Source organism: Sphingomonas sp. GC_Shp_3, from assembly GCF_026540945.1.
In the GTDB taxonomy this organism is placed as follows: domain Bacteria; phylum Pseudomonadota; class Alphaproteobacteria; order Sphingomonadales; family Sphingomonadaceae; genus Sphingomonas.
Genome location: NZ_JALNUT010000001.1, coordinates 429,713 through 450,297 on the forward strand (window position 1 = coordinate 429,713; position 20,585 = coordinate 450,297).

At 64.0% G+C, this 20,585-nt stretch carries 20 protein-coding genes; 15 read left to right on the forward strand and 5 right to left on the reverse strand.

Translation table 11 applies throughout. The features are described 5' to 3' along the window. Positions 1-21: 21 nt before the first annotated feature. A complete protein-coding gene (locus tag OXR00_RS02150) occupies positions 22-1,638 on the reverse strand; it encodes an EAL domain-containing protein (RefSeq protein ID WP_267386386.1) in 1,617 nt (538 codons plus the stop codon). A gap of 232 nt (positions 1,639-1,870) precedes the next feature. Here OXR00_RS02150 and ffh point away from each other — a divergent pair, with 232 nt between their 5' ends. From ffh to OXR00_RS02215, 13 genes are all read left to right on the forward strand, one after another. After that, positions 1,871-3,385, forward strand: a complete 1,515-nt coding sequence (gene ffh, locus OXR00_RS02155; RefSeq protein ID WP_242146271.1) for a signal recognition particle protein — start codon at positions 1,871-1,873, stop codon at positions 3,383-3,385. Positions 3,386-3,430: 45 nt separating this feature from the next. Further along, entirely contained in the window at positions 3,431-3,850 is a 420-nt protein-coding gene (gene rpsP / locus OXR00_RS02160; protein WP_242146272.1) for a 30S ribosomal protein S16, read from the forward strand. Further along, entirely contained in the window at positions 3,850-4,350 is a 501-nt protein-coding gene (rimM, locus tag OXR00_RS02165) for a ribosome maturation factor RimM (RefSeq protein ID WP_267386389.1), read from the forward strand. Before rpsP ends, rimM begins: the two co-directional genes overlap by 1 nt. A gap of 10 nt (positions 4,351-4,360) precedes the next feature. Next, entirely contained in the window at positions 4,361-5,092 is a 732-nt protein-coding gene (trmD, locus tag OXR00_RS02170; RefSeq protein WP_267386391.1) for a tRNA (guanosine(37)-N1)-methyltransferase TrmD, read from the forward strand. Between the two features lies 1 nt (position 5,093). Beyond that, a complete protein-coding gene (gene rplS, locus OXR00_RS02175) occupies positions 5,094-5,486 on the forward strand; it encodes a 50S ribosomal protein L19 (protein ID WP_242146275.1) in 393 nt (130 codons plus the stop codon). 267 nt (positions 5,487-5,753) lie between these two features. Then, positions 5,754-6,326 carry a manganese efflux pump MntP family protein gene (locus OXR00_RS02180; RefSeq protein ID WP_267386393.1) on the forward strand — a complete coding sequence of 191 codons (573 nt, stop codon included), beginning with the start codon at positions 5,754-5,756 and terminating at the stop codon, positions 6,324-6,326. Between the two features lie 89 nt (positions 6,327-6,415). Then, complete coding sequence (locus tag OXR00_RS02185) at positions 6,416-7,762, forward strand: DUF418 domain-containing protein (RefSeq protein WP_267386395.1); 1,347 nt, start codon at positions 6,416-6,418, stop codon at positions 7,760-7,762. A 230-nt stretch (positions 7,763-7,992) separates the two neighbouring features. Beyond that, entirely contained in the window at positions 7,993-10,185 is a 2,193-nt protein-coding gene (locus OXR00_RS02190; protein ID WP_267386397.1) for a S9 family peptidase, read from the forward strand. A 4-nt stretch (positions 10,186-10,189) separates the two neighbouring features. Further along, positions 10,190-10,906 (forward strand): MgtC/SapB family protein, encoded by a 717-nt coding sequence (locus OXR00_RS02195; protein ID WP_267386399.1) that lies wholly within the window; start codon positions 10,190-10,192, stop codon positions 10,904-10,906. A gap of 61 nt (positions 10,907-10,967) precedes the next feature. Beyond that, positions 10,968-11,993: an aspartate-semialdehyde dehydrogenase gene (locus OXR00_RS02200; RefSeq protein ID WP_267386400.1), complete on the forward strand. Its 1,026-nt coding sequence runs from the start codon at positions 10,968-10,970 to the stop codon at positions 11,991-11,993. Positions 11,994-11,997: 4 nt separating this feature from the next. Further along, a complete protein-coding gene (locus OXR00_RS02205) occupies positions 11,998-12,462 on the forward strand; it encodes a GFA family protein (RefSeq protein ID WP_267386401.1) in 465 nt (154 codons plus the stop codon). Further along, complete coding sequence (locus tag OXR00_RS02210; protein ID WP_267386402.1) at positions 12,443-13,213, forward strand: alpha/beta fold hydrolase; 771 nt, start codon at positions 12,443-12,445, stop codon at positions 13,211-13,213. The genes OXR00_RS02205 and OXR00_RS02210 overlap by 20 nt, the downstream gene beginning before the upstream one ends. 59 nt (positions 13,214-13,272) lie before the next feature. Beyond that, entirely contained in the window at positions 13,273-15,093 is a 1,821-nt protein-coding gene (locus OXR00_RS02215; protein WP_267386403.1) for a M2 family metallopeptidase, read from the forward strand. 48 nt (positions 15,094-15,141) lie between these two features. Here OXR00_RS02215 and OXR00_RS02220 read toward each other — a convergent pair whose 3' ends face one another. From OXR00_RS02220 to OXR00_RS02235, 4 genes are all read right to left on the reverse strand, one after another. Further along, positions 15,142-15,600, reverse strand: coding sequence for a hypothetical protein (locus tag OXR00_RS02220; RefSeq protein ID WP_267386404.1), 459 nt, complete (start codon positions 15,598-15,600; stop codon positions 15,142-15,144). Positions 15,601-15,661: 61 nt separating this feature from the next. Beyond that, the gene (locus OXR00_RS02225) at positions 15,662-17,110 is read right to left on the reverse strand and encodes an AMP nucleosidase (protein WP_267386405.1); all 1,449 of its coding nucleotides are present in this window, start codon (positions 17,108-17,110) and stop codon (positions 15,662-15,664) included. Positions 17,111-17,172: 62 nt separating this feature from the next. After that, entirely contained in the window at positions 17,173-17,520 is a 348-nt protein-coding gene (locus OXR00_RS02230; RefSeq protein WP_267386406.1) for a hypothetical protein, read from the reverse strand. A gap of 71 nt (positions 17,521-17,591) precedes the next feature. After that, positions 17,592-18,071: a peroxiredoxin gene (locus OXR00_RS02235; protein ID WP_242146287.1), complete on the reverse strand. Its 480-nt coding sequence runs from the start codon at positions 18,069-18,071 to the stop codon at positions 17,592-17,594. 96 nt (positions 18,072-18,167) lie between these two features. Here OXR00_RS02235 and OXR00_RS02240 point away from each other — a divergent pair, with 96 nt between their 5' ends. Continuing rightward, complete coding sequence (locus OXR00_RS02240; protein WP_267386407.1) at positions 18,168-18,728, forward strand: YqgE/AlgH family protein; 561 nt, start codon at positions 18,168-18,170, stop codon at positions 18,726-18,728. A 296-nt stretch (positions 18,729-19,024) separates the two neighbouring features. Next, positions 19,025-20,440: an adenosylhomocysteinase gene (ahcY, locus tag OXR00_RS02245; protein WP_267386408.1), complete on the forward strand. Its 1,416-nt coding sequence runs from the start codon at positions 19,025-19,027 to the stop codon at positions 20,438-20,440. Positions 20,441-20,585 lie beyond the last annotated feature (145 nt).

The following is a 20,585-nucleotide window of genomic DNA, read 5'->3' on the forward strand; positions in this document are numbered from 1 at the left end:
ATCACGGGCACGCATGTCCATCTAGCCAAGGCTACGCCGGTTGTGTCCAATCGGCTGAGCGGGCTGACGCAACAGTCCGCGCTGCGCAAGAAGGCGGCGCGTGTTCGCAGTGTTCGCCGGTTGGGCATAAAAATACCCCTGACCGCGCGCGCAGCCGAGTAGGCGCAGCCGCTCCTCAGCGGCAGCATTTTCGATGCCGACGGCGGTGATCGGCAGATTAAAACATTCTCCAAGCCTAGCGACGGCGTTGACCGTGACCGCACGGTCCGGATCGTCGGCCATGGCGCCGATGAAGTCGTGGTTGATCTTGATCCGGTCAAAAGCGGCGGCCCGCAGATGCGCAAGGCTGGAGAAGCCGCTGCCGAACTCGTCGAGCACCAGCCTCACACCCTGATTGTTCAGGCTGGTGAGGATCGACTGCACCAGCGGCAGATTGTCGAACAGCGCAGCCTCCGTTACCTCCACCTCAAGCCGATTTGCCGGAAAAGCCGTCTCCGTCAGTACCTTGATGATCTTCTGTGCGAGCCATGCGTCCTTGAGCTGGCGCGGCCCGAGATTTATCGAAAGCGTCAGCGTCGGGTCCCAATCGCGCGCGGCGAGGAATGCCTGCCGCATTACCGACAGCGAAAGATCGGCGATCATGCCGGTGCGTTCCGCGATCGGCACGAACATCGCCGGAACGATGATCGAGCCGTTGGGCTGCTCCCAGCGCGCGAGCACCTCGAAGCCGCACAACTTTCCAGTCATCAGATCGATCTGCTGCTCGAAATACGGTGCGATCTCCTGCCGCTGGATCGCTTCGCGCAGGCTCGTTTCCAGCGCGATGCGCGCCTCCTGCTCGCGCTCCATCGAGCGATCGAACCAGGCGAAGCGGTTTCTGCCGGCGTTCTTCGCGGCATAGAGCGCGCTGTCGGCATTGCGGAGCAACGCATCGATGCTTGCGCAACCATGATCTGAACGCGCGATCCCTACCGAAGCACTGATGTTGAGCAGCAGTTCCTCGCATCTGAAAGGCTGCGCGAGTTTGCTGATGATACGATCGGCCACGCGCTCGACAGGCCCGGGGTGGGTTGAGTCGAACAGGAAAGTGCAGGCGAATTCATCCCCGCCGATCCGCGCCGACAATGCGCCTGTCGGGAGGACCTCGGCGATCGCGCCAGCGACCTGTCGCAGCAGCGCATCGCCGACGGCGTGTCCGTGCATGTCGTTGATCTCCTTGAAATGATCGAGATCGATCATCACGAGCGCCACCGCCTTGTAGCGGCGGGCGGCGTTGACAAGCATGGTACCGCCGTCCTCGGCCAGACTTCGACGGTTCAGAAATCCGGTCAGCGGATCGCGCGCGGCGAGCAGGTGGGCACGTTGCTCGGCCGCGGTGTGAACGGCGACTTCGGTGGACAAGTCTCGCTGGCGTCGCCAGCCGAACAGGATCAATGCGACATTCAGCAACAGCGCGATGACAAGCGTTCGATCGATCTGCGACCCGCCCGACACATAAGCGCTAAGCACCTTCGAGAGCACCGCGCTGCCGATACCGACGAACAGTATGATCGCCGACACGGTGATCGCGTCGATCCAAAGCTTGCGACGAGGCATCGCCTTGTGGCCTGCGCCTTCCTCGCCGTGTTCCAATCCCATTACTTTTTCCTGAAATCTCCGCCACCGGTTCATGCCAGCGAGCAGTGTATTTCAGGTTAAGCGCTAGCGGCTTGCCGGAGGGACACGGAGCCGTTAAGGGAACGGCTGTTCGTTTCCTTGCGGGGATTCGTGAAAGGCTCGCCCCATGGGGTAACGCCGGCCGACGAGGTTTCGTCCGCCGGCGTCTTTTGCGTTTTCCGGCGGGTAGGCGTTCAAAGCGGAAGGTTTATCGATGTTCGACAGTCTCAGCGATCGTCTTGGCGGTGTGTTCGATCGGTTGCGCGGCCGTGGTGCGCTGACCGAGGCGGACGTGCGTGCGGCGATGCGTGAAGTGCGCGTCGCACTGCTCGAAGCCGACGTCGCGCTGCCGGTGGCGCGCGAGTTCGTCGACAAGGCGACCGAGCTTGCGGTCGGCCAGAACGTGTTGCGCTCGGTCACGCCGGGGCAGCAGGTCGTCAAGATCGTCAATGACGCGCTGGTCGAGATGCTCGGCGGCGCGGAGGGCGGCAACGCCGCCGAACTCGAGATCAACGTCTCGCCGCCTGCCGTCATCATGATGGTGGGCCTGCAGGGCTCGGGCAAGACCACCACCACCGCCAAGATCGCGCGGCGCCTGTCTAACGGGCAGGCCGGTCGCGAGCGCAAGAAGGTGTTGATGGCGTCGCTCGACGTCAACCGCCCGAACGCGCAGGAACAGCTCGCCACGCTGGGCACGCAAACCGAGGTGGCGACGCTGCCGATCGTGCCGGGCCAGCAGCCTGTTGATATCGCGCGCCGCGCCATGCAGGCTGCCAAGCTGCAAGGCTATGACGTGCTGATGCTCGATACGGCGGGTCGTCTTCATGTCGATCAGGCGCTGATGGACGAGATGCGTGCCGTCGCCGATGTGGCGAAGCCGGCGGAGATCCTGCTCGTCGTCGATGCGCTGACGGGTCAGGACGCGGTCAACGTCGCCACCAGCTTCTCGAGCCAAGTTCCGCTGACCGGCGTGGTGCTGACCCGCATGGACGGCGATGCGCGCGGTGGTGCGGCGCTGTCGATGCGCGCGGTCACCGGCAAGCCGATCAAGTTCGCCGGCACCGGCGAGAAGATGGACGCGCTCGAGCCGTTCCACCCGAGCCGTGTCGCCGGCCGCATCCTTGGCATGGGCGACGTTGTCAGCCTGGTCGAGCGCGCCGCGGAGACGATCCAGCAGGAAGATGCCGAGAAGATCGCGGCGCGGCTCGCCAAGGGCCAGTTCGATCTCAACGATCTGCGCGCGCAGCTTCAGCAGATGCGCAAGATGGGCGGCCTCGGCGCGCTCGCGGGGATGCTGCCCGGCCTCAAGAAGGCGCAGGGGGCGGTCGAGCAGGTCGGCGGCGATAAGGTGCTGATCCAGATGGACGCGATGATCGGCTCGATGACCGCCAAGGAGCGCGCCAAGCCCGAACTGCTCAACGCCAAACGCAAGATCCGCGTCGCCAAAGGGTCCGGCACCACCGTGCAGGACGTCAACAAGCTCCTGAAGATGCACCAGGAAATGGCGAACGCCATGAAGAAGATCCGCAAGATGGGCGGGTTGAAGGGCATGGCGGCGATGTTCGGCAAGGGTGGTCTTGGTGGTGGCGGCATGGGTGGCCTCGGCGGTGCCGGCGCGCCCGATATCGGCAGCCTGATCGGCGGCAACAGCGGCGGCCTGCCGGGCTTGGGCGGCGGTCAGGCCAAGCTGCCGCCGGGGTTCGAGAACCTCATGAATCGCAAGAAATAATCACAGAATATTACCTTTCCAATTGAAGAAGAAGGAACTATCGTAATGGCAATCAGCATTCGTCTGTCGCGTGGCGGCTCCAAGAAGCGTCCGTACTACCGCATCGTTGTTGCCGATGCGCGCAGCCCGCGCGACGGCAAGTTCATCGAGAAGATCGGCACCTACAACCCGCTGCTCGCCAAGGACGACGAGAAGCGCATCATCCTCGACACCGAGCGTGCGAAGTACTGGCTCGGCAACGGCGCGCAGCCGACCGACCGCGTCGCCCGCTTCCTCGACGTGACCGGCGTCAAGGAGCGTCCGGCACGCAACAACCCGAACAAGGGCAAGCCGGGCGAGAAGGCCACCGAGCGCGCCGAGGAGCGTGCCACCAAGCTCGCCGAGGCCGAGGAAGCCGCCAAGGCAGCAGCAGCCGCACCGGCCGAGGAAGCGCCTGCCGCTGAAGAGGCTTCGGCTGAAGCATAATGTCGGTAGATCGCCCGGTCACGCTGGCCGTCATCATCGGCGCGCATGGCGTGACGGGCGAAGTGCGGCTCAAGGTCTTCACCGAGGACCTTGGCCGCTACAAGACGCTCGGCGCCAGCACCGGGATTGCGTTGACACTCAAGTCGGCGCGCCCCGGCAGCAACGGCACGATCGCGCGCTTCGCTGAAGTGACCGATCGCAACGCGGCGGAAGCGCTGCGTGGCACGGAGTTGACCGTGCCGCGTTCCGCCTTGCCGCCGCTTGAGCCGGGCGAATATTACCACGCCGATCTGGTCGGCCTGTCGGCGGTATCCACCACGGGCGAAGCGCTCGGCCATGTCGTCAGCGTCGAAGACTTTGGCGCAGGCGACGTGATCGAGGTTGAGCGCCCTGCGGTGGACGACAAACCTGGCGCCCGTTTCATGGTGCCGATGAACGCCGACGCCGTGCCCGAATGGGACGCGGAGCGGCTGGTGATTGACGCCGCATTCGTGGTCTGAACCGACAGGCATGACCTTCGCCGCGACCATCCTCACGTTATACCCGGACATGTTCCCCGGTCCGCTTGGGTTTTCGCTCGCCGGGCGCGCGCTGGCAGAGGGGCGGTGGAGCCTTGATGCACGCAACATCCGCGACTTCGCGACCGACCGGCATCGCACTGTCGATGATACGCCGGCCGGGGGCGGGGCGGGGATGGTGCTGCGCGCCGATGTTCTTGCCGCCGCGATCGACAGCGTCGCCACCGATGCGCCGCTGATCGCGATGACTCCGCGCGGGAAGCCGCTCGGCCAACCGCGAGTACGCGAGCTCGCTGCCGGCCCCGGCGTCACCATCCTGTGCGGCCGGTTCGAGGGGTTCGACGAGCGCATCTTCGCCGCTCGTGCGATCGAGGAAGTGTCGATCGGCGACTATGTCCTGTCGGGCGGCGAGATGGGGGCGTTGGTGCTGCTCGACGCTTGCATTCGGCTGCTCCCCGGCGTAATGGGCGCGGCTTCCAGCGGGGATGACGAGAGCTTCGAAAGCGGCCTTCTCGAATACCCGCAATATACCCGACCTCAGCAATGGGAAGGGCGCACGATCCCCGAAGTGCTGCGATCGGGGGATCATGCGAGGATCGCGGCCTGGCGAAAGCACATGGCCGAGACCGAGACACGGCTACGGAGGCCGGACCTTTGGGAACGCTACGACGGCGTTCGGGTCCAGTCTCCCTCTGGCGCGCGGCGACTGATGAAGGACGAATGAGATGAATCTCATCCAGACGATCGAAGCCGAGAACATCGCGAAGTTCCTCGAAGCCAAGAAGATCCCTGAATTCCGCCCGGGCGACACGCTCAAGGTCGGCGTGAAGGTGGTCGAAGGCGACCGTACCCGCGTTCAGAACTACGAAGGCGTGTGCATCGCGCGTTCGAACAAGGGCATGGGCTCGAACTTCACCGTGCGGAAAATCAGCTTCGGCGAGGGCGTGGAGCGCGTGTTCCCGCTGTATTCGCCGAACATCGACAGCATCGAAGTCGTTCGCAAGGGCGCGGTGCGTCGTGCCAAGCTGTATTACCTGCGTGGCCGCACCGGCAAGTCGGCACGTATCGCCGAGCGCCGCGACAACCGTCCGGCCAAGGGCACCGTCGCGGCCGAATAAGCCGCGAACGCCCGCGAGGCGTTACGAAAAGGGCGCTGGGACGAAGGTTCCGGTGCCCTTTTTTGTTGTTACGGAGGCGGCGCGCTGATACCCCGCGCCGCAGTTGGGGAGTAGCATCCGGCCGCCCACGCCGGGGACGTGTCAACATACTTGCGCCTGCGTGGCGCATGGCACGGCCAGCGGAGCATACCGCCTTGCGAGACCAGCACGCTTCACACCGCACCGGCCGGTATGGGGCGTGCTGTCGCGCGTCCGGTGAGTTTCGCTATGAGCCCCGTCTCCATCGCCATCCTGTCGTTAAGCATGTCCGCCGATGCGTTCGCCGCCGCGATCGGGCGCGGTGCCGCGCGCCGCCCGAGCATTGCGGGCGCGCTGCGCAGCGGCATGGTGTTCGGCATGATCGAGGGAGTGACGCCGCTGGTCGGCTGGGCCGTGGGTGTCGCCGCCAGTGCCTATGTCGCCTCGATCGATCACTGGATCGCGTTCGTGCTGCTGGCCGCAGTGGGCGGCAAGATGATCTGGGAGGCGATCCGCCGCGACGGCGAGCGGAACGAGACCGGGACCGAGGGCAATGGCATCTGGTCGCTCATCTTCACCGCAGTCGGTACCAGCATCGATGCAGCAGCGGTGGGGGTGTCGCTGGCGTTGCTCGACGTGCCGATCCTGGTCGTCTCCGCCTCGATCGGACTGTCGACGTTTGCAATGGCCACGATCGGCCTGCTGATCGGCCGGGCGGTGGGCGGTCGCTTCGGCGCGATCGCGGAGCTGCTCGGCGGGGTGGCTTTGGTGCTGATCGGCACCGGCATTCTGGCCGAACACCTCGGCTATCTGCCGGGCTGACCCAGTAATGCGTATTATGTTTGCAACACACATGCGGCCGGTCTACGGCACCGCCTGCGAAGAGTAGGGACCGGATGAGCGACATAGCGATGACGACCGCCGTCGAGCCGGACGGCGCGCCCCGTATCGCGGTGCTGGACATCCTGCGCGGTGTCGCGATCCTCGGCATCCTGTTTATGAACATCAACGACATGGGCCAGTCGGTATTCGCCTCGTACAACGATATCCGACACCTCGGCTGGAGCGCGGTGGACCGGATCGCATGGATTGTCCGTGAGGTGTTCGCCAACGGCACCACACGCTGCCTGCTGGAGATGCTGTTCGGCGCGGGTATGGTGATCCTCACCAATCGTGCGGCCGAAGCAGCGGGGCAGTATCAGGTGCTTGGCCGCTATTACCTGCGCAACATGATCTTGCTGGCGTTCGGCCTGGTCCATGTGTTCGTGCTGTTATGGCCGGGCGATATCCTCCACACATACGGGATCGCCGCGCTGATCGCGTTTCTGTTCGTCCAACTGCCGGGCAAGTGGCTGGTGGTGGTGGGACTGAACATGGCGGTGTTCACCTTCATTAGCGGCGTATCGGACTTCAGTGTCGCCACGCGGCGTAACGCGGCGCTTGCCGGAGTCGTGGTCGAACAGCGTGCCGGCTTGCCGCTGAGCGGCGACGACCGGCAGATAATCGCCGATGCGGCGACGGCGCGCGCGCGCAAGACTGCCATCACGCGGGAGATGGCGGCGCTCGTCACGCGGGAGGATCGAGACCGGCGTGGTACCCCTCTCACATGGGCACAGGCGCAATGGCGCACCTTCATGGTGATCGAGGGCTATGGTCTTGAGGTCCTCTATGTGTGGGAAGCCGCCTCGACGATGCTGATCGGCGCGGGGCTGTTCAAGCTCGGCGTGTTGCAGGGCGGGCGGTCGCGCGGTTTTTACCTCGGCATGGCGGCGATCGGCTATGCGGTCGGCATCGCGTTGCGCGGGGTCGCGGCGTGGCAGGTCATGCAGTTTGATACGGCGCCACAAATCGACTGGGCGACGGCCGAGGTCGGGCGGCTGGCGATGACGCTCGGTCATCTCGGCGTGATCAACGCACTGACGATGACGGTGATCGGCGCGCGGTTGCTGCGCCCGTTCGTGTCGGCGGGGCGGACTGCGTTGACGCTCTACATCGCGCAGACGATCATCTGTCTCTGGGTGCTGTTTCCGCCGTTCGCGCTGAACCTTTATGGGCAGTTGAGTTGGGCGCCGCTGATGCTGGTTGCGGTTGCCGTCGATGCGGTGTTGCTGTGGGCGGCGAACGTCTACCTTCGGCATTTCGATATCGCGCCAGTGGAATGGGCGTGGCGTTCGCTGCTGGAGGGGCGGCGGCTGCCTTGGCGGAGTCCCAAGCCTTCCCCCGGCGCAGGCCGGGACCCAGTTGTGCAACGCGGATAAACTGGCGTTGCGCTTGGTAGCCCGCAACCTTTGCAGCTAGCCCCCGACCTTCGCCAAAGAAGGCGATCGTAGAACAGGCCACCCCTTTACGCGCACCGCGCCGCCCGCGATAAGGCCGCATCCGCCTGCCGTTCGCGCGGGCGACGATCACCTGAGAGTTGCGGAGATGTGGTTTGCGGAAAAGCGCTTTGATCGCTGGGCTGTTGTTGATGACGGCAGCGGCGCCCCTCATGGCCGCTGAGGCGACCCCGCCCGCGCCGGCCCAGCCGCAGGGGCAGCAGCCGCTCACCCTGTCGCGCATGTTCGGCAGCCCCGATCTCGCCGGTCCGCAGCCGCGCGCGCTGCAACTTTCGCCGGATGGCACGTTGCTCACCTCGCTGCGTCCGCGCGCTGACGAGAAGGAGCGGCTCGACCTGTGGGCGCGCGACACTCGCACCGGCGCGGAGCGAATGCTGGTCGATTCGCGCAAGGTCGGCAGCGGCGCCGAACTCAGCGAGACCGAGAAGATGCAGCGCGAACGCGCCCGCATCGCCGGCAGCAAGGGCATTGTCGCCTATGACTGGGCGCCCGACGGCAAGTCGATCCTCGTGCCGCTCGATGGCGATCTCTACCTCGCCACGCTCGACGGCACGGTGCGCAAGCTGACCAACCAGCCGGGCGGCCAGCTCAACCCCACCGTATCGCCGAACAGCGGCTTCATCGGCTTCGTGCGGGATCAGAACCTGTACGTCCAGCCGCTCGCCGGTGGGACGCCCCGCGCGCTCACCCAGGATGGCGGCAAGACCGTGCATTGGGGCGAGGCCGAGTTCGTCGCGCAGGAGGAAATGCACCGCTTCACCGGCTATTGGTGGTCGCCCGACGACAAACGCATCGCGGTCGAGCGGTTCGACGAGGCCCCGGTCGGCGTCGTCACCCGCGCGGCGATCGGCGCGAACGGCACCAAGGTCTACGATCAGCGCTATCCGGCGGCGGGCACGCCCAACGCGCTGGTCGATCTCTACGTGGTCGGCCTCGACGGCAAACAGGTGAAGGTCGATCTCGGCAGCAACCGCGACATCTACCTCGCCCGCGTCGACTGGACGCCGGACGGTTCCGCCTTGCTCGTCCAGCGCCAGAGCCGCGACCAGAAGACGCTCGACATGCTCAGCGTCGATCCAGCCACCGGCGCATCGAAGGTGCTGTTCACCGAGAAATCGGGCGTGCGCAGCTGGCTCAACCTCAGCGATGCCTACCGGATGCTCGATGACGGCAGCCTGATCTGGTCGTCTGAGCGCACCGGCTACCGCCAGCTCTACCGCTACGCGAAGGGCAAGTGGACGCCGCTGACGCATGGTGACTGGGTGGTGGAATCGTTGATCGGGGTCGATCAGGCGGCGGGCAAGGTGTATTTCGTCGCCAACAAGGACGGCCCGCTCGAACAGCACGTCTATGCGCTCGACATGAAGCACGGCAACGCCGTCACCAGGCTGACCGAGGCGGGATATTGGAACACTGCGACGATGGACGGTGCGGCCAGCCGCATCATCGTCACCCGTTCCAGCCCGAACCAGCCGCCGCAGACCTACCTCGCCGATACCGCCGGCAAGCGCGTGGCTTGGATCAACGAGAATGCGGTGGTGCCGGGCCACCCCTATTACCCGTATCTCGCCGCGCACCGGAGCACGCAGTTCGGCACGATCAAGGCGGATGACGGCACCACGCTGTATTACGAGATGATTACCCCCAAGCTTGAGCCGGGTAAGAAATACCCGGTGTTCTTCCAGCATTACGGCGGCCCCGGCACCGGGCAGCAGGTCATGCACAACTGGTTGGGGGCGCTGCCGCAGTACCTCGTGCAGCACGGCTATATCTTCTTCCAGATCGACAATCGCGGGTCATACAATCGCGGCAAGGCGTTCGAAGACCAGATCTATCGCGCGATGGGTACGGTCGAGGTGGCGGATCAGCTCGCCGGTGCGAAGTTCATCAAAAGCCAGCCGTTCGTCGATCCGAACAAGGTGGCGATCTACGGCTGGTCGTATGGTGGTTACATGACGCTGAAGATGCTGGAGGCGAACCAGGGCGTCTATGCGGCGGGCGTATCCGGGGCGCCGGTGACGAAGTGGGAGCTGTACGACACCCATTACACCGAGCGCTACATGGGCAGCCCGACCAAGGATGCCGCCGCCTACGCCAAGTCCGACGCTTTGGGTGACGCCACCAAGATCGCCGATCCGCTGCTGCTGATCCACGGCATGGCCGACGACAACGTCGTGTTCGAGAACTCGACCGCGTTCGCCGCCGAGATGCAGAAGAACGATCGCCCGTTCGAGATGATGTTCTACCCCGGCTACACCCACCGCGTCGGCGGTCCGGGGATCAGCGAGCATCTCTGGCACACGATCCTCAACTTCCTAGATCGTAACGTGAAGAATAAGCCGTAAGTCTATGCGTTTCCTGACGACCTTCCACCTGTGGCCGTTTCTGGACACGGTCGTCAGTTATCTTACCGCCTTCGTGCTCGGCACCCTGATCGGTGCCGAGCGCCAATACCGCCAGCGCACGGCGGGCTTGCGCACCAACGCGCTGGTGGCGCTGGGATCGGCGGCGTTCGTCGATCTCGGCCAGCGGCTCGGCGGCGACGTCGAGTCGATCCGCATCATCGCCTATGTCGTGTCGGGGATCGGCTTCCTCGGCGCGGGCGTCATTATGAAGGAGGGGATGAACGTCCGCGGCCTCAACACCGCGGCGACCCTGTGGTGCTCGGCCGCCGTCGGCTCGATTGCGGGTAGCGACATGATCGCGGAAGCAGTGTTGCTCACTGTCTGCGTCATTCTCGTAAACACCGTGCTGCGGCCGCTGGTCGATGCGATCAACCGCATCCCAATCGAGGGGCGCAGCGTCGAGGCCACGTACAGCGTCACCATCACCACCGTACCGGAGGCGGCGGGGCCGATGGGCGACCTCCTCACCGAGCATCTCGATACCGCGCAATTGCCAGTAGCGGAACTCGATATCGTCCCGCGCGGCGAGGACCGGGTGGAGATCGTCGCCAAGCTGGTCAGCACCAACGTCGACGCCGCCGAACTCGATACGCTCACCGATCATCTCGCCAACGTGCATGGCATCACTCATGCAACATGGCAGGCGCGCACGCACGATTAGGAAAGCGGGTGGACGTGGCGACGCAATCTCGCTACGCGCAGCGCCCGAATTGGAGAACATCATGGGTTATCGGATCGTCGTCGCAGGGGCCACTGGCAATGTCGGGCGCGAAATGCTGAACATTCTGGCGGAGCGGGAATTTCCGGCGGACGAGATCGCCGTCGTCGCCTCCTCGCGCAGCCAGGGTGACGAGGTCGATTTTGGCGAGACCGGCAAGAAACTCAAGATCCAGAACATCGAGCATTTCGATCCGACCGGCTGGGACATGGCGCTGTTCGCGATCGGTTCGGACGCCACCAAGATCCACGCACCGCGCTTCGCCGCCGCCGGCTGCACGGTGATTGACAACTCGTCCTATTACCGGATGGACCCGGACGTACCGCTGATCGTGCCGGAGGTGAACCCGGAGGCGATCGAGGGCTATCGCGCCAAGAACATCATCGCCAACCCGAACTGTTCGACCGCGCAGATGGTCGTCGCCTTGAAGCCGCTGCATGACGCCGCGAAGATCAAGCGCGTCATCGTCGCGACCTATCAATCGGTGTCAGGCGCGGGCAAGGCCGGCATGGACGAGCTGTTCGAGCAGAGCCGCAACATCTTCGTCGGCGACAGCGCCGAAGCGAAGAAGTTCACGAAGCAGATCGCCTTCAACGTGATCCCACACATCGACAGCTTCCTCGACGACGGATCGACCAAGGAAGAGTGGAAGATGGTGGTCGAGACCAAGAAGATCCTCGATCCCAAGATCAAGGTCCACGCCACCTGCGTACGCGTGCCGGTGTTCGTCGGCCATTCCGAGGCGATCAACATCGAGTTCGAGAACGAGCTTTCCGCCGAAGATGCGCAGAAGATCCTGCGCGAAGCCCCCGGCGTGATGCTGGTGGATAAGCGCGAGGACGGTGGATACGTCACACCGGTCGAATGCGTCGGCGAATATGCCACCTTCATCAGCCGCGTGCGCGAAGATCCTACGGTGGAGAACGGCCTGTCGCTGTGGTGTGTGTCGGATAACCTCCGCAAGGGTGCGGCGCTTAATGCAGTGCAGATCGCCGAGTTGCTCGGGCGCCGCCACCTGCAAAAGGACTGATGTCATGGCGACCGCCGGTCCTCCTGAAATGATGACCGGCGGTTGCCAGTGCGGTCGCATCCGTTATGCGGTGCAGATCGATAGCGACGACGCGTATCTGTGCCATTGCCGCATGTGCCAGTGCGCCACCGGCGGCGTGTCGATCGCGTTGAAGGGCGTGGCGATCGCCGATCTCACCTGGACGACGCAAGCGCCCGACCGCTACCGGTCCTCACCGATCGCGCAGCGCGGGTTCTGCCGGGAATGCGGCACCCCGCTGACCTTCGAGTTCGTGTCGCCCGATGAGACGATGGACGTTACGGTGGGCAGCTTCGATCACCCCGGTCGCTTCGTGCCGCGCCACAATTTCGCGACGGAAAGTCTGCACGAAGCATGGATCGACACGCACACCCTGCCGCGGATAAGGAGCGAGGATAACCCCTCGACCTCGAACCGCTGGATGGACGCCGTTGGCAAGCTCCCCGACTGACCGACTCGAACCGCAATATTTCGACAGCTTCGACGGCAAGCGAATTGCCTGGTACGAGATGGGCGAGGGCAGGCCGCTCGTCCTGATCCACGGCTATTTCTCGGACGCGTTCACCAACTGGATCCGCTACGGCCACGCCGGGGTGATCGCCGCGCGCGGCTTCCGCGTCATCATGCCCGATCTGCGCGCGCACGGCAGCAGCGGCAAGCCGCACGATGCCGCCAGCTACCCGCCCGACGTGCTGATGCGCGATGCTTTCGCGCTGGTCGAGCATTTGGCGCTAAGCAATTACGATCTCGCCGGATATTCTCTGGGCGGGCGCACCGTGATGCGGATGCTGGCAAACGGCGCGACACCGCGCCGCGCGGTTTTGTCGGGCATGGGCTATCAGGGGATCATCGATACCCACGGGCGGGGGCGATATTTCCGCAACGTCCTTACCAATCTTGGCAGTTTCGAACGCGGCACCACCGAGTGGATGACGGAGGCGTTCCTAAAGACCACCAAAGGCGACCCGCAGGCGCTGCTCCGCATTCTCGACACGTTCGTCGACACGCCGCCCGCTACCATCGCCGGTATCGCCACGCCGACGCTGGTGCTGACTGGTGTTGAGGATCACGACAACGGTTCCGGCGCGGAACTGGCGATGGCACTGCCGAACGGCAGCTTCCGCGAGATCCCCGGCAACCACATGAACGCGGTGATGAAGCCCGAGCTCGGCGCAGAAATCGCCAACTTCCTCGCCGCTTGACCGCGACGGGCGGGCGGCACAGTCTGCCGCAATCAGGACGATAAAAAAGGGACATTGTGATGATCCGCACCGGCATTTCCACCGCCGCGCTGGCGCTTGCGCTCGCGGTTACCCCCGCGTTCGCGCAGACCACCGCACCGAAACCGACAATCGCGCAAGCCGATGCCTTCGTCGCCGACGCCGAGAAAAATCTCGCCGATTTTTCCACGCCGACGCAGCAGGCAACGTGGATCAACGAAACCTACATAACCGATGACAGCGATGCGATCGCCGCACGGTTCGGCGCGGAAAGCACCGAAATGCAGGTGAAGTATGCGCTCGGCGCGGCACCCTTCGCCACGCTTCCCGGCCTCTCGTTCGATACCAAGCGCAAGCTCGATCTGCTGCGCGGCGGGCTGACACTACCTGCGCCGACCACGCCGGGCGCGGCCACCGAACTTTCCACCATCGTGACACGCATGTCCTCCGCCTACGGCAAGGGCATGGGCACGCTCAACGGCAAGCCGATCAACGGCAGCGATATCGAAGCGGCGATGGGTACCACGCGCGATCCCGCCAGGCTGAAGGAGATGTGGGTCAGCTGGCACGATCAAGTCGGCGCGCCGATGCGCAAGGACTATGCGCGGCAGGTGGTGATCGCCAATCAGGGCGCGAAGCAACTCGGCTATGCAGACACTGGCGCGTTGTGGCGCGCCGGCTACGACATGACGCCTGACCAATTTGCTGCACTCACTGACAAGCTGTGGCATCAGGTCGAGCCGCTCTATCTCGCGCTGCACACCTATGTCCGCTGGAAGCTGAACGAGAAGTACGGCGACGCGGTGCAGGCCAAGACCGGCCCGATCCGCGCTGATCTGCTCGGCAACATGTGGGCGCAGGAATGGGGCAACATCTACGATGTGGTTGCGCCCAAGGGAGCGGGCGATCTCGGCTATGATGTCGGCGATCTGCTCAAGGCCAAGGGCTACGATCCGGTCCGAATGTTCAAAACGGGTGAGGGTTTCTACACCTCGCTCGGTTTCAAACCGCTGCCCGACACGTTCTGGAAGCGATCGCAGATCGTCAAGCCGGCCGATCGCGACGTGTTGTGCCATGCCTCGGCGTGGGACGTCGACAATGTCGATGATCTGCGCATCAAGATGTGCGCCAAGGTGAACTCGGACGATTTCACCACCATCCATCACGAGATGGGCCACAATTTCTATCAGCGGGCGTACAACACCCAGCCGTTCCTCTATAAGAATGGCGCCAACGATGGCTTCCACGAGGCGATCGGCGACTTCATCGCGCTGTCGATCACGCCCGATTATCTGGTGAAGATCGGCCTGCTCGATCCTGCCAAGGTGCCGAGCGCGGACAAGGATATTGGTCTGCTGCTGCGGCAGGCGATGGACAAGGTCGCGTTCCTGCCGTTCGGCCTGCTGATCGACAAATGGCGCTGGGGCGTCTTCTCGGGTGCGATCCCGGAGAGCCAGTATGAGAAGGGCTGGAACGATCTGCGCCTGAAGTATCAGGGCGTAGTACCCCCGGTTGCCCGCGACGAGAGCAAGTTCGATCCGGCCGCCAAGATGCACGTGGCCGCTGGCGTGCCGTACACCCGCTACTTCCTCGCGCGCCTGCTTCAGTTCCAATTCTACCAGGCAGCGTGCAAGCAAGCCGGCTGGACCGGGCCGCTGCATCGTTGCTCGTTCTACGGCAACAAGGAGGTTGGAGCACGGCTCAATACGATGTTGGCGATGGGGCAGTCGAAGCCGTGGCCAGATGCGCTACAGGCGTTCACCGGCAGCCGCGAGATGTCGGGGCAAGCGATGGTCGACTATTTCGCGCCGCTGAAAAGCTGGCTCGATCAGCAGAACAAGGGTCATCCGACCGGTTGGTGATTTCGGCGCGCTGCCGGTGTCGTTTGGGGCGGCACCGGCAGCGTGCGGTTAGCCGTTGGTCGACGTTGCCGCGTTGGTACCGGTGACGACCGCGTCCGGCTTCTTCTCTCCCTCGGCACCAACCGCATCCTCGATCTTGCCGACGATGGCTTCGACCGACTTCGGTTTGCGCAACGCGAACACCGCGGCACCCGCCGCCGCCACGGCAGCAACCGCGCCACCGGCAAGCGCCGGCCAACGAGTCGCCGGCTTTTTGGGCGGGCTGGCTTTAGCCTTGGTCGGACGTTTGGCTGCGGTTGCGGACTTTTTGGCAGGCGTTGCTGGCTTCTTTGCAGGCTGCGCCTTTGCCGGCGTGGCGGGCTTGCCTGCTGCGGACCTTGCGGCGGATGCCCTCGCGGCGGCGGCTTTCGGCGCAGCCGCTTTCGTCGAAGTCGATTTGCTGGCGACGGACTTGCGGCCGGCGCTCTTGGCGGTGGTATCGGACTTGGAGGTGTCTTCGTCAGCCATCACGCGATCCTAATCGTTGAGGTGGCGTAACGCATGGAACTCTTCGCGGTTGCGTGTTCGATCAGCGGAACGGCGGTTCGTTGAAGGCCCGCAGTTTGCGTGAGTGAAGCTTTGCGCCTTCCCGCCGCAATTCCTCGCATGCCTCGATACCGATCTTGAGATGCTCGGCGATGGCACGTTCGTAGAAGCGGTTGGCTTGCCCCGGCAGCTTCAACTCGCCGTGCAGCGGCTTGTCCGACACGCACAAAAGCGTCCCGTATGGCACGCGGAACCGATAGCCCTGCGCAGCGATCGTTGCCGATTCCATGTCGATGCCGACCGCGCGACTCAGTGAAAAGCGCAGCGCTGACTTGGAGTAACGCAGCTCCCAGTTTCGGTCGTCCGTGGTGACGATGGTGCCGGTGCGCAGGCGCCTTTTAAGCTCTTCGCCCGATTGCCCGGAGATCGTCTCGGCCGCGCGCGCCATTGCGAGTTGCACCTCGGCAATCGCCGGCACCGGGATCTCCGGCGGCAGCACATCGTCAAGGACATGGTCGTCGCGTAGATATGCATGCGCGAGCACATAGTCGCCGATCCGCTGGCTAGGGCGAAGACCGCCGCAATGGCCGATCATCAGCCAGGCTTCAGGGCGTAGCACGGCGAGGTGATCGCAGATCGTCTTCGCGTTGGCGGGACCGACACCGATGTTGACAAGGGTAATGCCGGTGCCGTCCGCCGCCATGAGGTGGTAGGCCGGCATCTGGTGCCGGCGCCACGCGCTGGTATCGGCCATGAACGCCTCCACGTCGTTGCCGACATGCAGCATCCGCCCGCCTGCGCCCGACAGCGCTGAAAAGCGCGAGCCTTCGCCAAGCTGATCGAACGCCCACCGGATGAATTCATCGACATAGCGATGATAGTTGGTGAACAGAACGAAACGTTGAACATGCTCGGGCGGCGTGCCGGTATAATGCCGCAGCCGTGCGAGGGAAAAGTCGGTGCGCAAGCCGTCGAACAACGCAAGCGGACGAATATCGTCGGCTATGGTGTAAAGGCCATCGGCAATCTCGTCGCCGATATGGGCGAGTTCGGTGGCGGGAAAATGCCGGGACAGTTCCGCAGTGGATACGGTATCGAGCCGAAGTGCATGACCAGCGTCGATCACGTACGGGAAGGGGATCTCCTGTCGTCCCGCGACGGCGACGACTTCGACGTCGTAATCCTCGATCAGCAACGTCAGTTGTTCGATCAGATAATCCGCGAAGATCGCTGGTTTGGTGACGCTGATGCGGTATTCGCCTGCCGATACCAAGCGCCCGAAAGACCTTGGCGGAACCGTCGTGGCGCCACCGCTGTAGCGGACGTGAATTTCAGGATATGCAAAGCTGCCATCGCGACGGCTGGCAGGGTCGGGTACGACACCGCCGTCGAGATAGGCGGTCAACGCAGCCTGCAATCGTTCGACGGATGCGGAGTAGAGCCGATCGAGTTCGGCAACGATAGCGGCAGCGGGGGTGGCGATTGTCGTCATTCACGGGCGCTATAACAGCACCGTTACGCTGGCAAGGCAGCGTAACGGTGCTGGCAATGGGTTCAGGCTTTCGACTTCGCCTTGCCGGCCTGCGCAGGCGCGTCGTCTTCGAGCAGCTTCGATACGCCGAACGCTGCACCGGCGACGGTGGCGGCAACGCCGGCGCCGATCGCTGCTGCGGCAACAGGATGTTCCTTCACCGCTTCGATCGTGGTCTCGACCGCCTGGCCGATCGCGTCCTTCGCCTGAGCGTATAAGGACGAGGAGGTTTCAGTCACGGTCTTGGCCGCATCCTGAGCAGCGGCGGTTGCTGTCTTTGCGGCTTCCTGCGCGCTCGTGGTCGCCGAGTGCAGGATCGAATCGGTCTTGGCCGCGGATTCGTTGGTGGCTTCGCTGGTAGTGTCGGTCATGGAACAGCCCTCCTTGCTTCACCGAAACAAACGGCTTGCGGGCGAGAGCGTTCCATGACCGCAACGGCTTATCAGATCTCGCTCAGCAGATATTCCGCAGCAGAAACCTTGAACTCGCCCGGCGCCTCGACATTGAGCTGTTCGACCACGCCGTCGTTAACGAGCATCGAGAAGCGCTGGCCACGCGTGCCCATGCCAAACTTCGCGGCATCCATGGTCAGGCCAAGCGCGGTGACGAGATCTGCGCTGCCGTCGGCAAGCATGGTAATGCCGTCCGCGCCGGCATCCTTGCTCCACGCAGCGAGCACAAACGGATCGTTGACGGCAGTGCAGGCGATCTCATCCACCCCCTTCGCCTTCAGGTCGGCTGCCTTGTCGATATAGCCGGGCAGGTGGCGAGCCGAGCAGGTCGGCGTGTAAGCACCGGGTACCGAAAACACCGCGACCTTGCGGCCCGCGAAATACGTGTCCGAGCTGACCTGATCGGGGCCGTCTGCGGTGACCTTGGTGAGAGTGACGCTTGGGATGCGGTCGCCGACGCTGATCGTCATGAAATTCTCCGGTTGAAGATAGGACGTCGATTAGGTCGTCGCATTGAACGACGAATTCAAGCGTGACGCGCACGGAACGGCGGCTATTATCCGAGCATGGAATCGGCCGCTTTTCTCACGGGGCAGCTATTGCTCGCGCTTCCCGGCATCGGCGATCCGCGCTTCGAACGCGCGGCGATCGCGATGTGTGCACATGACGAGAATGGCGCGATCGGGATCGGCACCGGGGCGGTGATCGCCGATCTGGGCCTGCACGAACTGCTCGCGCAGTTCGAGATCGAATCCGGTCTTGCACCCGATGCGCCGGTGCATTTCGGTGGTCCGGTCGAGCCGCAGCGCGGTTTCGTTCTGCATAGCTCGGATTGGGCGGGGCAGGACACGATCGACGTCGCCGGCCGCTGGTCGCTGTCGGGTACGATCGATGTGTTGCGCGCGATTGCCGAAGGCAAAGGGCCAAGCCGCTGGCTGGTCGCGCTGGGCTACGCAGGCTGGGGCGCGGGGCAACTGGAGGGAGAACTCACGCGCCACGGATGGTTCAACGCACCGGCCGACGCAGACCTGCTGTTCGGAAGCGCTCCGGCTAAGCGTTGGGAGAGCGGCTTCAAGCGCATCGGCATCGATCCGCGCATGCTCGGCAGCGAAACCGGGAGGGCTTAGGCGGCGCGGCGCGTTCTTGCGCAGAGAGGTCCAGTTCGCCCTCGCGCGAGCCGTGCAATCGCGACATGGCTGCGCAGGATTTCGGCGACATGGGGAAAATTGCAGCCACCTGCGTCTGTCGCCGCCGTCGGGGTAGATCGGCGAATCGTTAGTAGATGCGGACAGCGCCGCGAAATGGGACGTAGCGACGACCTTTTCACGCGGAACCCTGATATAAAGATATCTTTATGTTTGATCCTCTGGCGAACCCGCGCTACGGGGCTGCGCATCCAACCGCGTTATTCGGAGACTCCCACGTGGCCACCGTACTCGACCGCAAGAACGACTATGTCGTCGCCGACATCAGCCTCGCCGATTATGGCCGCGCCGAAATCAACATCGCCGAAACCGAAATGCCGGGCCTTATGGCGCTGCGCAGCGAGTTTGGCGCGTCCGCGCCGCTGAAGGGTGCGCGCATCACCGGATCGCTGCACATGACAATCCAGACCGCCGTCCTGATCGAGACGCTGACCGCGCTCGGCGCCGACGTGCGCTGGGCGACCTGCAACATCTACTCGACGCAGGACCATGCCGCCGCCGCGATCGCCGCAACCGGCGTGCCGGTGTTCGCGATCAAGGGCGAGAGCTTGGCGGATTACTGGGATTATGTCGGCTCGATCTTCGATTGGGACGATGGCACCGGTCAGACCTGCAACATGATCCTCGACGATGGCGGCGACGCGACGATGTTTGCGCTCTGGGGCGCCAAGCTCGAGGCCGGCCACACGATGCCCGAGCCCGAGAACGAGGAAGAGGTCGAGATGCAGCGCGCGCTCAAGGCGTTCATCGCCAAGAAGCCGGGCTATCTCACCGAGACCGTCAAGAACATCAAGGGCGTGTCGGAAGAGACCACCACCGGCGTCCACCGCCTGTACGCGATCTCCAAGAAGGGCGAGCTGCCGTTCCCGGCAATCAACGTCAACGACAGCGTCACCAAGTCGAAGTTCGACAACCTGTACGGCTGCAAGGAATCGCTGGTCGACGCGATCCGTCGCGGCACCGACGTGATGCTCGCCGGCAAGGTCGCCACGGTCGCCGGCTTCGGTGACGTCGGCAAGGGTTCGGCTCAGTCGCTCCGCAACGGCGGCGCGCGCGTCCTCGTCACCGAGATCGATCCGATCTGCGCGCTTCAGGCGGCGATGGAGGGCTTTGAGGTCGTGACGATGGAAGAGGCGGTTACCCGCTCGGACATCTTCGTCACCGCAACCGGCAACGCCGATGTCATCACCGCCGATCACATGAAGGCGATGAAGAACATGGCGATCGTCTGCAACATTGGCCACTTCGACAGCGAGATCCAGATCTCCGCGCTGTCGAACTACAAGTGGACCGAGGTTAAGCCGCAGGTCGATCTTGTCGAGTTCCCGGACGGCAAGCAGATCATCGTCCTGTCGAAGGGTCGCCTGGTCAACCTCGGCAATGCGACCGGCCACCCGTCGTTCGTGATGTCGGCGAGCTTCACCAACCAGACGCTGGCGCAGATTGAGCTGTTCACCAAGGCCGAGAACTACGGCAACGACGTGTACGTCCTGCCGAAGCATCTCGACGAGAAGGTGGCGGCACTTCACCTCGAAAAGCTCGGTGTGAAGATGACGACGCTTTCCAAGAAGCAGGCCGACTATATCGGCGTGCCGGTCGAAGGCCCGTTCAAGCCGGATCACTACCGCTACTGATCGCTGCGCAAGCGCGATCGGAAAGGGGCCGTGGAGCGATCCACGGCCCCTTTTTCGTTGCCGTGCTTTGCGTTAGCCCGGCGCCACGCTAGGGCTTGCGATCAGCAAGGGAGCCGCGACGACGTGCCGATGATCAGGGGCCTGC

Bases quoted from the DNA above. Each gene is read 5' to 3' on its own strand.
- OXR00_RS02235 (WP_242146287.1), bottom strand. From the start codon at position 18,071: ATGACGATCAGCGTCGGCGACCGCATCCCAAGCGTCACTCTCACCAAG.
- OXR00_RS02150 (WP_267386386.1), bottom strand. From the start codon at position 1,638: ATGGGATTGGAACACGGCGAGGAAGGCGCAGGCCACAAGGCGATGCCT.
- OXR00_RS02205 (WP_267386401.1), top strand. From the start codon at position 11,998: ATGGCGACCGCCGGTCCTCCTGAAATGATGACCGGCGGTTGCCAGTGC.
- OXR00_RS02240 (WP_267386407.1), top strand. From the start codon at position 18,168: ATGGAATCGGCCGCTTTTCTCACGGGGCAGCTATTGCTCGCGCTTCCC.
- OXR00_RS02215 (WP_267386403.1), top strand. From the start codon at position 13,273: ATGATCCGCACCGGCATTTCCACCGCCGCGCTGGCGCTTGCGCTCGCG.
- OXR00_RS02220 (WP_267386404.1), bottom strand. From the start codon at position 15,600: ATGGCTGACGAAGACACCTCCAAGTCCGATACCACCGCCAAGAGCGCC.
- OXR00_RS02195 (WP_267386399.1), top strand. From the start codon at position 10,190: ATGCGTTTCCTGACGACCTTCCACCTGTGGCCGTTTCTGGACACGGTC.
- rpsP (WP_242146272.1), top strand. From the start codon at position 3,431: ATGGCAATCAGCATTCGTCTGTCGCGTGGCGGCTCCAAGAAGCGTCCG.
- OXR00_RS02230 (WP_267386406.1), bottom strand. From the start codon at position 17,520: ATGACCGACACTACCAGCGAAGCCACCAACGAATCCGCGGCCAAGACC.
- OXR00_RS02200 (WP_267386400.1), top strand. From the start codon at position 10,968: ATGGGTTATCGGATCGTCGTCGCAGGGGCCACTGGCAATGTCGGGCGC.
- rimM (WP_267386389.1), top strand. From the start codon at position 3,850: ATGTCGGTAGATCGCCCGGTCACGCTGGCCGTCATCATCGGCGCGCAT.
- trmD (WP_267386391.1), top strand. From the start codon at position 4,361: ATGACCTTCGCCGCGACCATCCTCACGTTATACCCGGACATGTTCCCC.
- rplS (WP_242146275.1), top strand. From the start codon at position 5,094: ATGAATCTCATCCAGACGATCGAAGCCGAGAACATCGCGAAGTTCCTC.
- ffh (WP_242146271.1), top strand. From the start codon at position 1,871: ATGTTCGACAGTCTCAGCGATCGTCTTGGCGGTGTGTTCGATCGGTTG.
- OXR00_RS02180 (WP_267386393.1), top strand. From the start codon at position 5,754: ATGAGCCCCGTCTCCATCGCCATCCTGTCGTTAAGCATGTCCGCCGAT.
- OXR00_RS02225 (WP_267386405.1), bottom strand. From the start codon at position 17,110: ATGACGACAATCGCCACCCCCGCTGCCGCTATCGTTGCCGAACTCGAT.
- OXR00_RS02190 (WP_267386397.1), top strand. From the start codon at position 7,993: ATGGCCGCTGAGGCGACCCCGCCCGCGCCGGCCCAGCCGCAGGGGCAG.
- OXR00_RS02185 (WP_267386395.1), top strand. From the start codon at position 6,416: ATGACGACCGCCGTCGAGCCGGACGGCGCGCCCCGTATCGCGGTGCTG.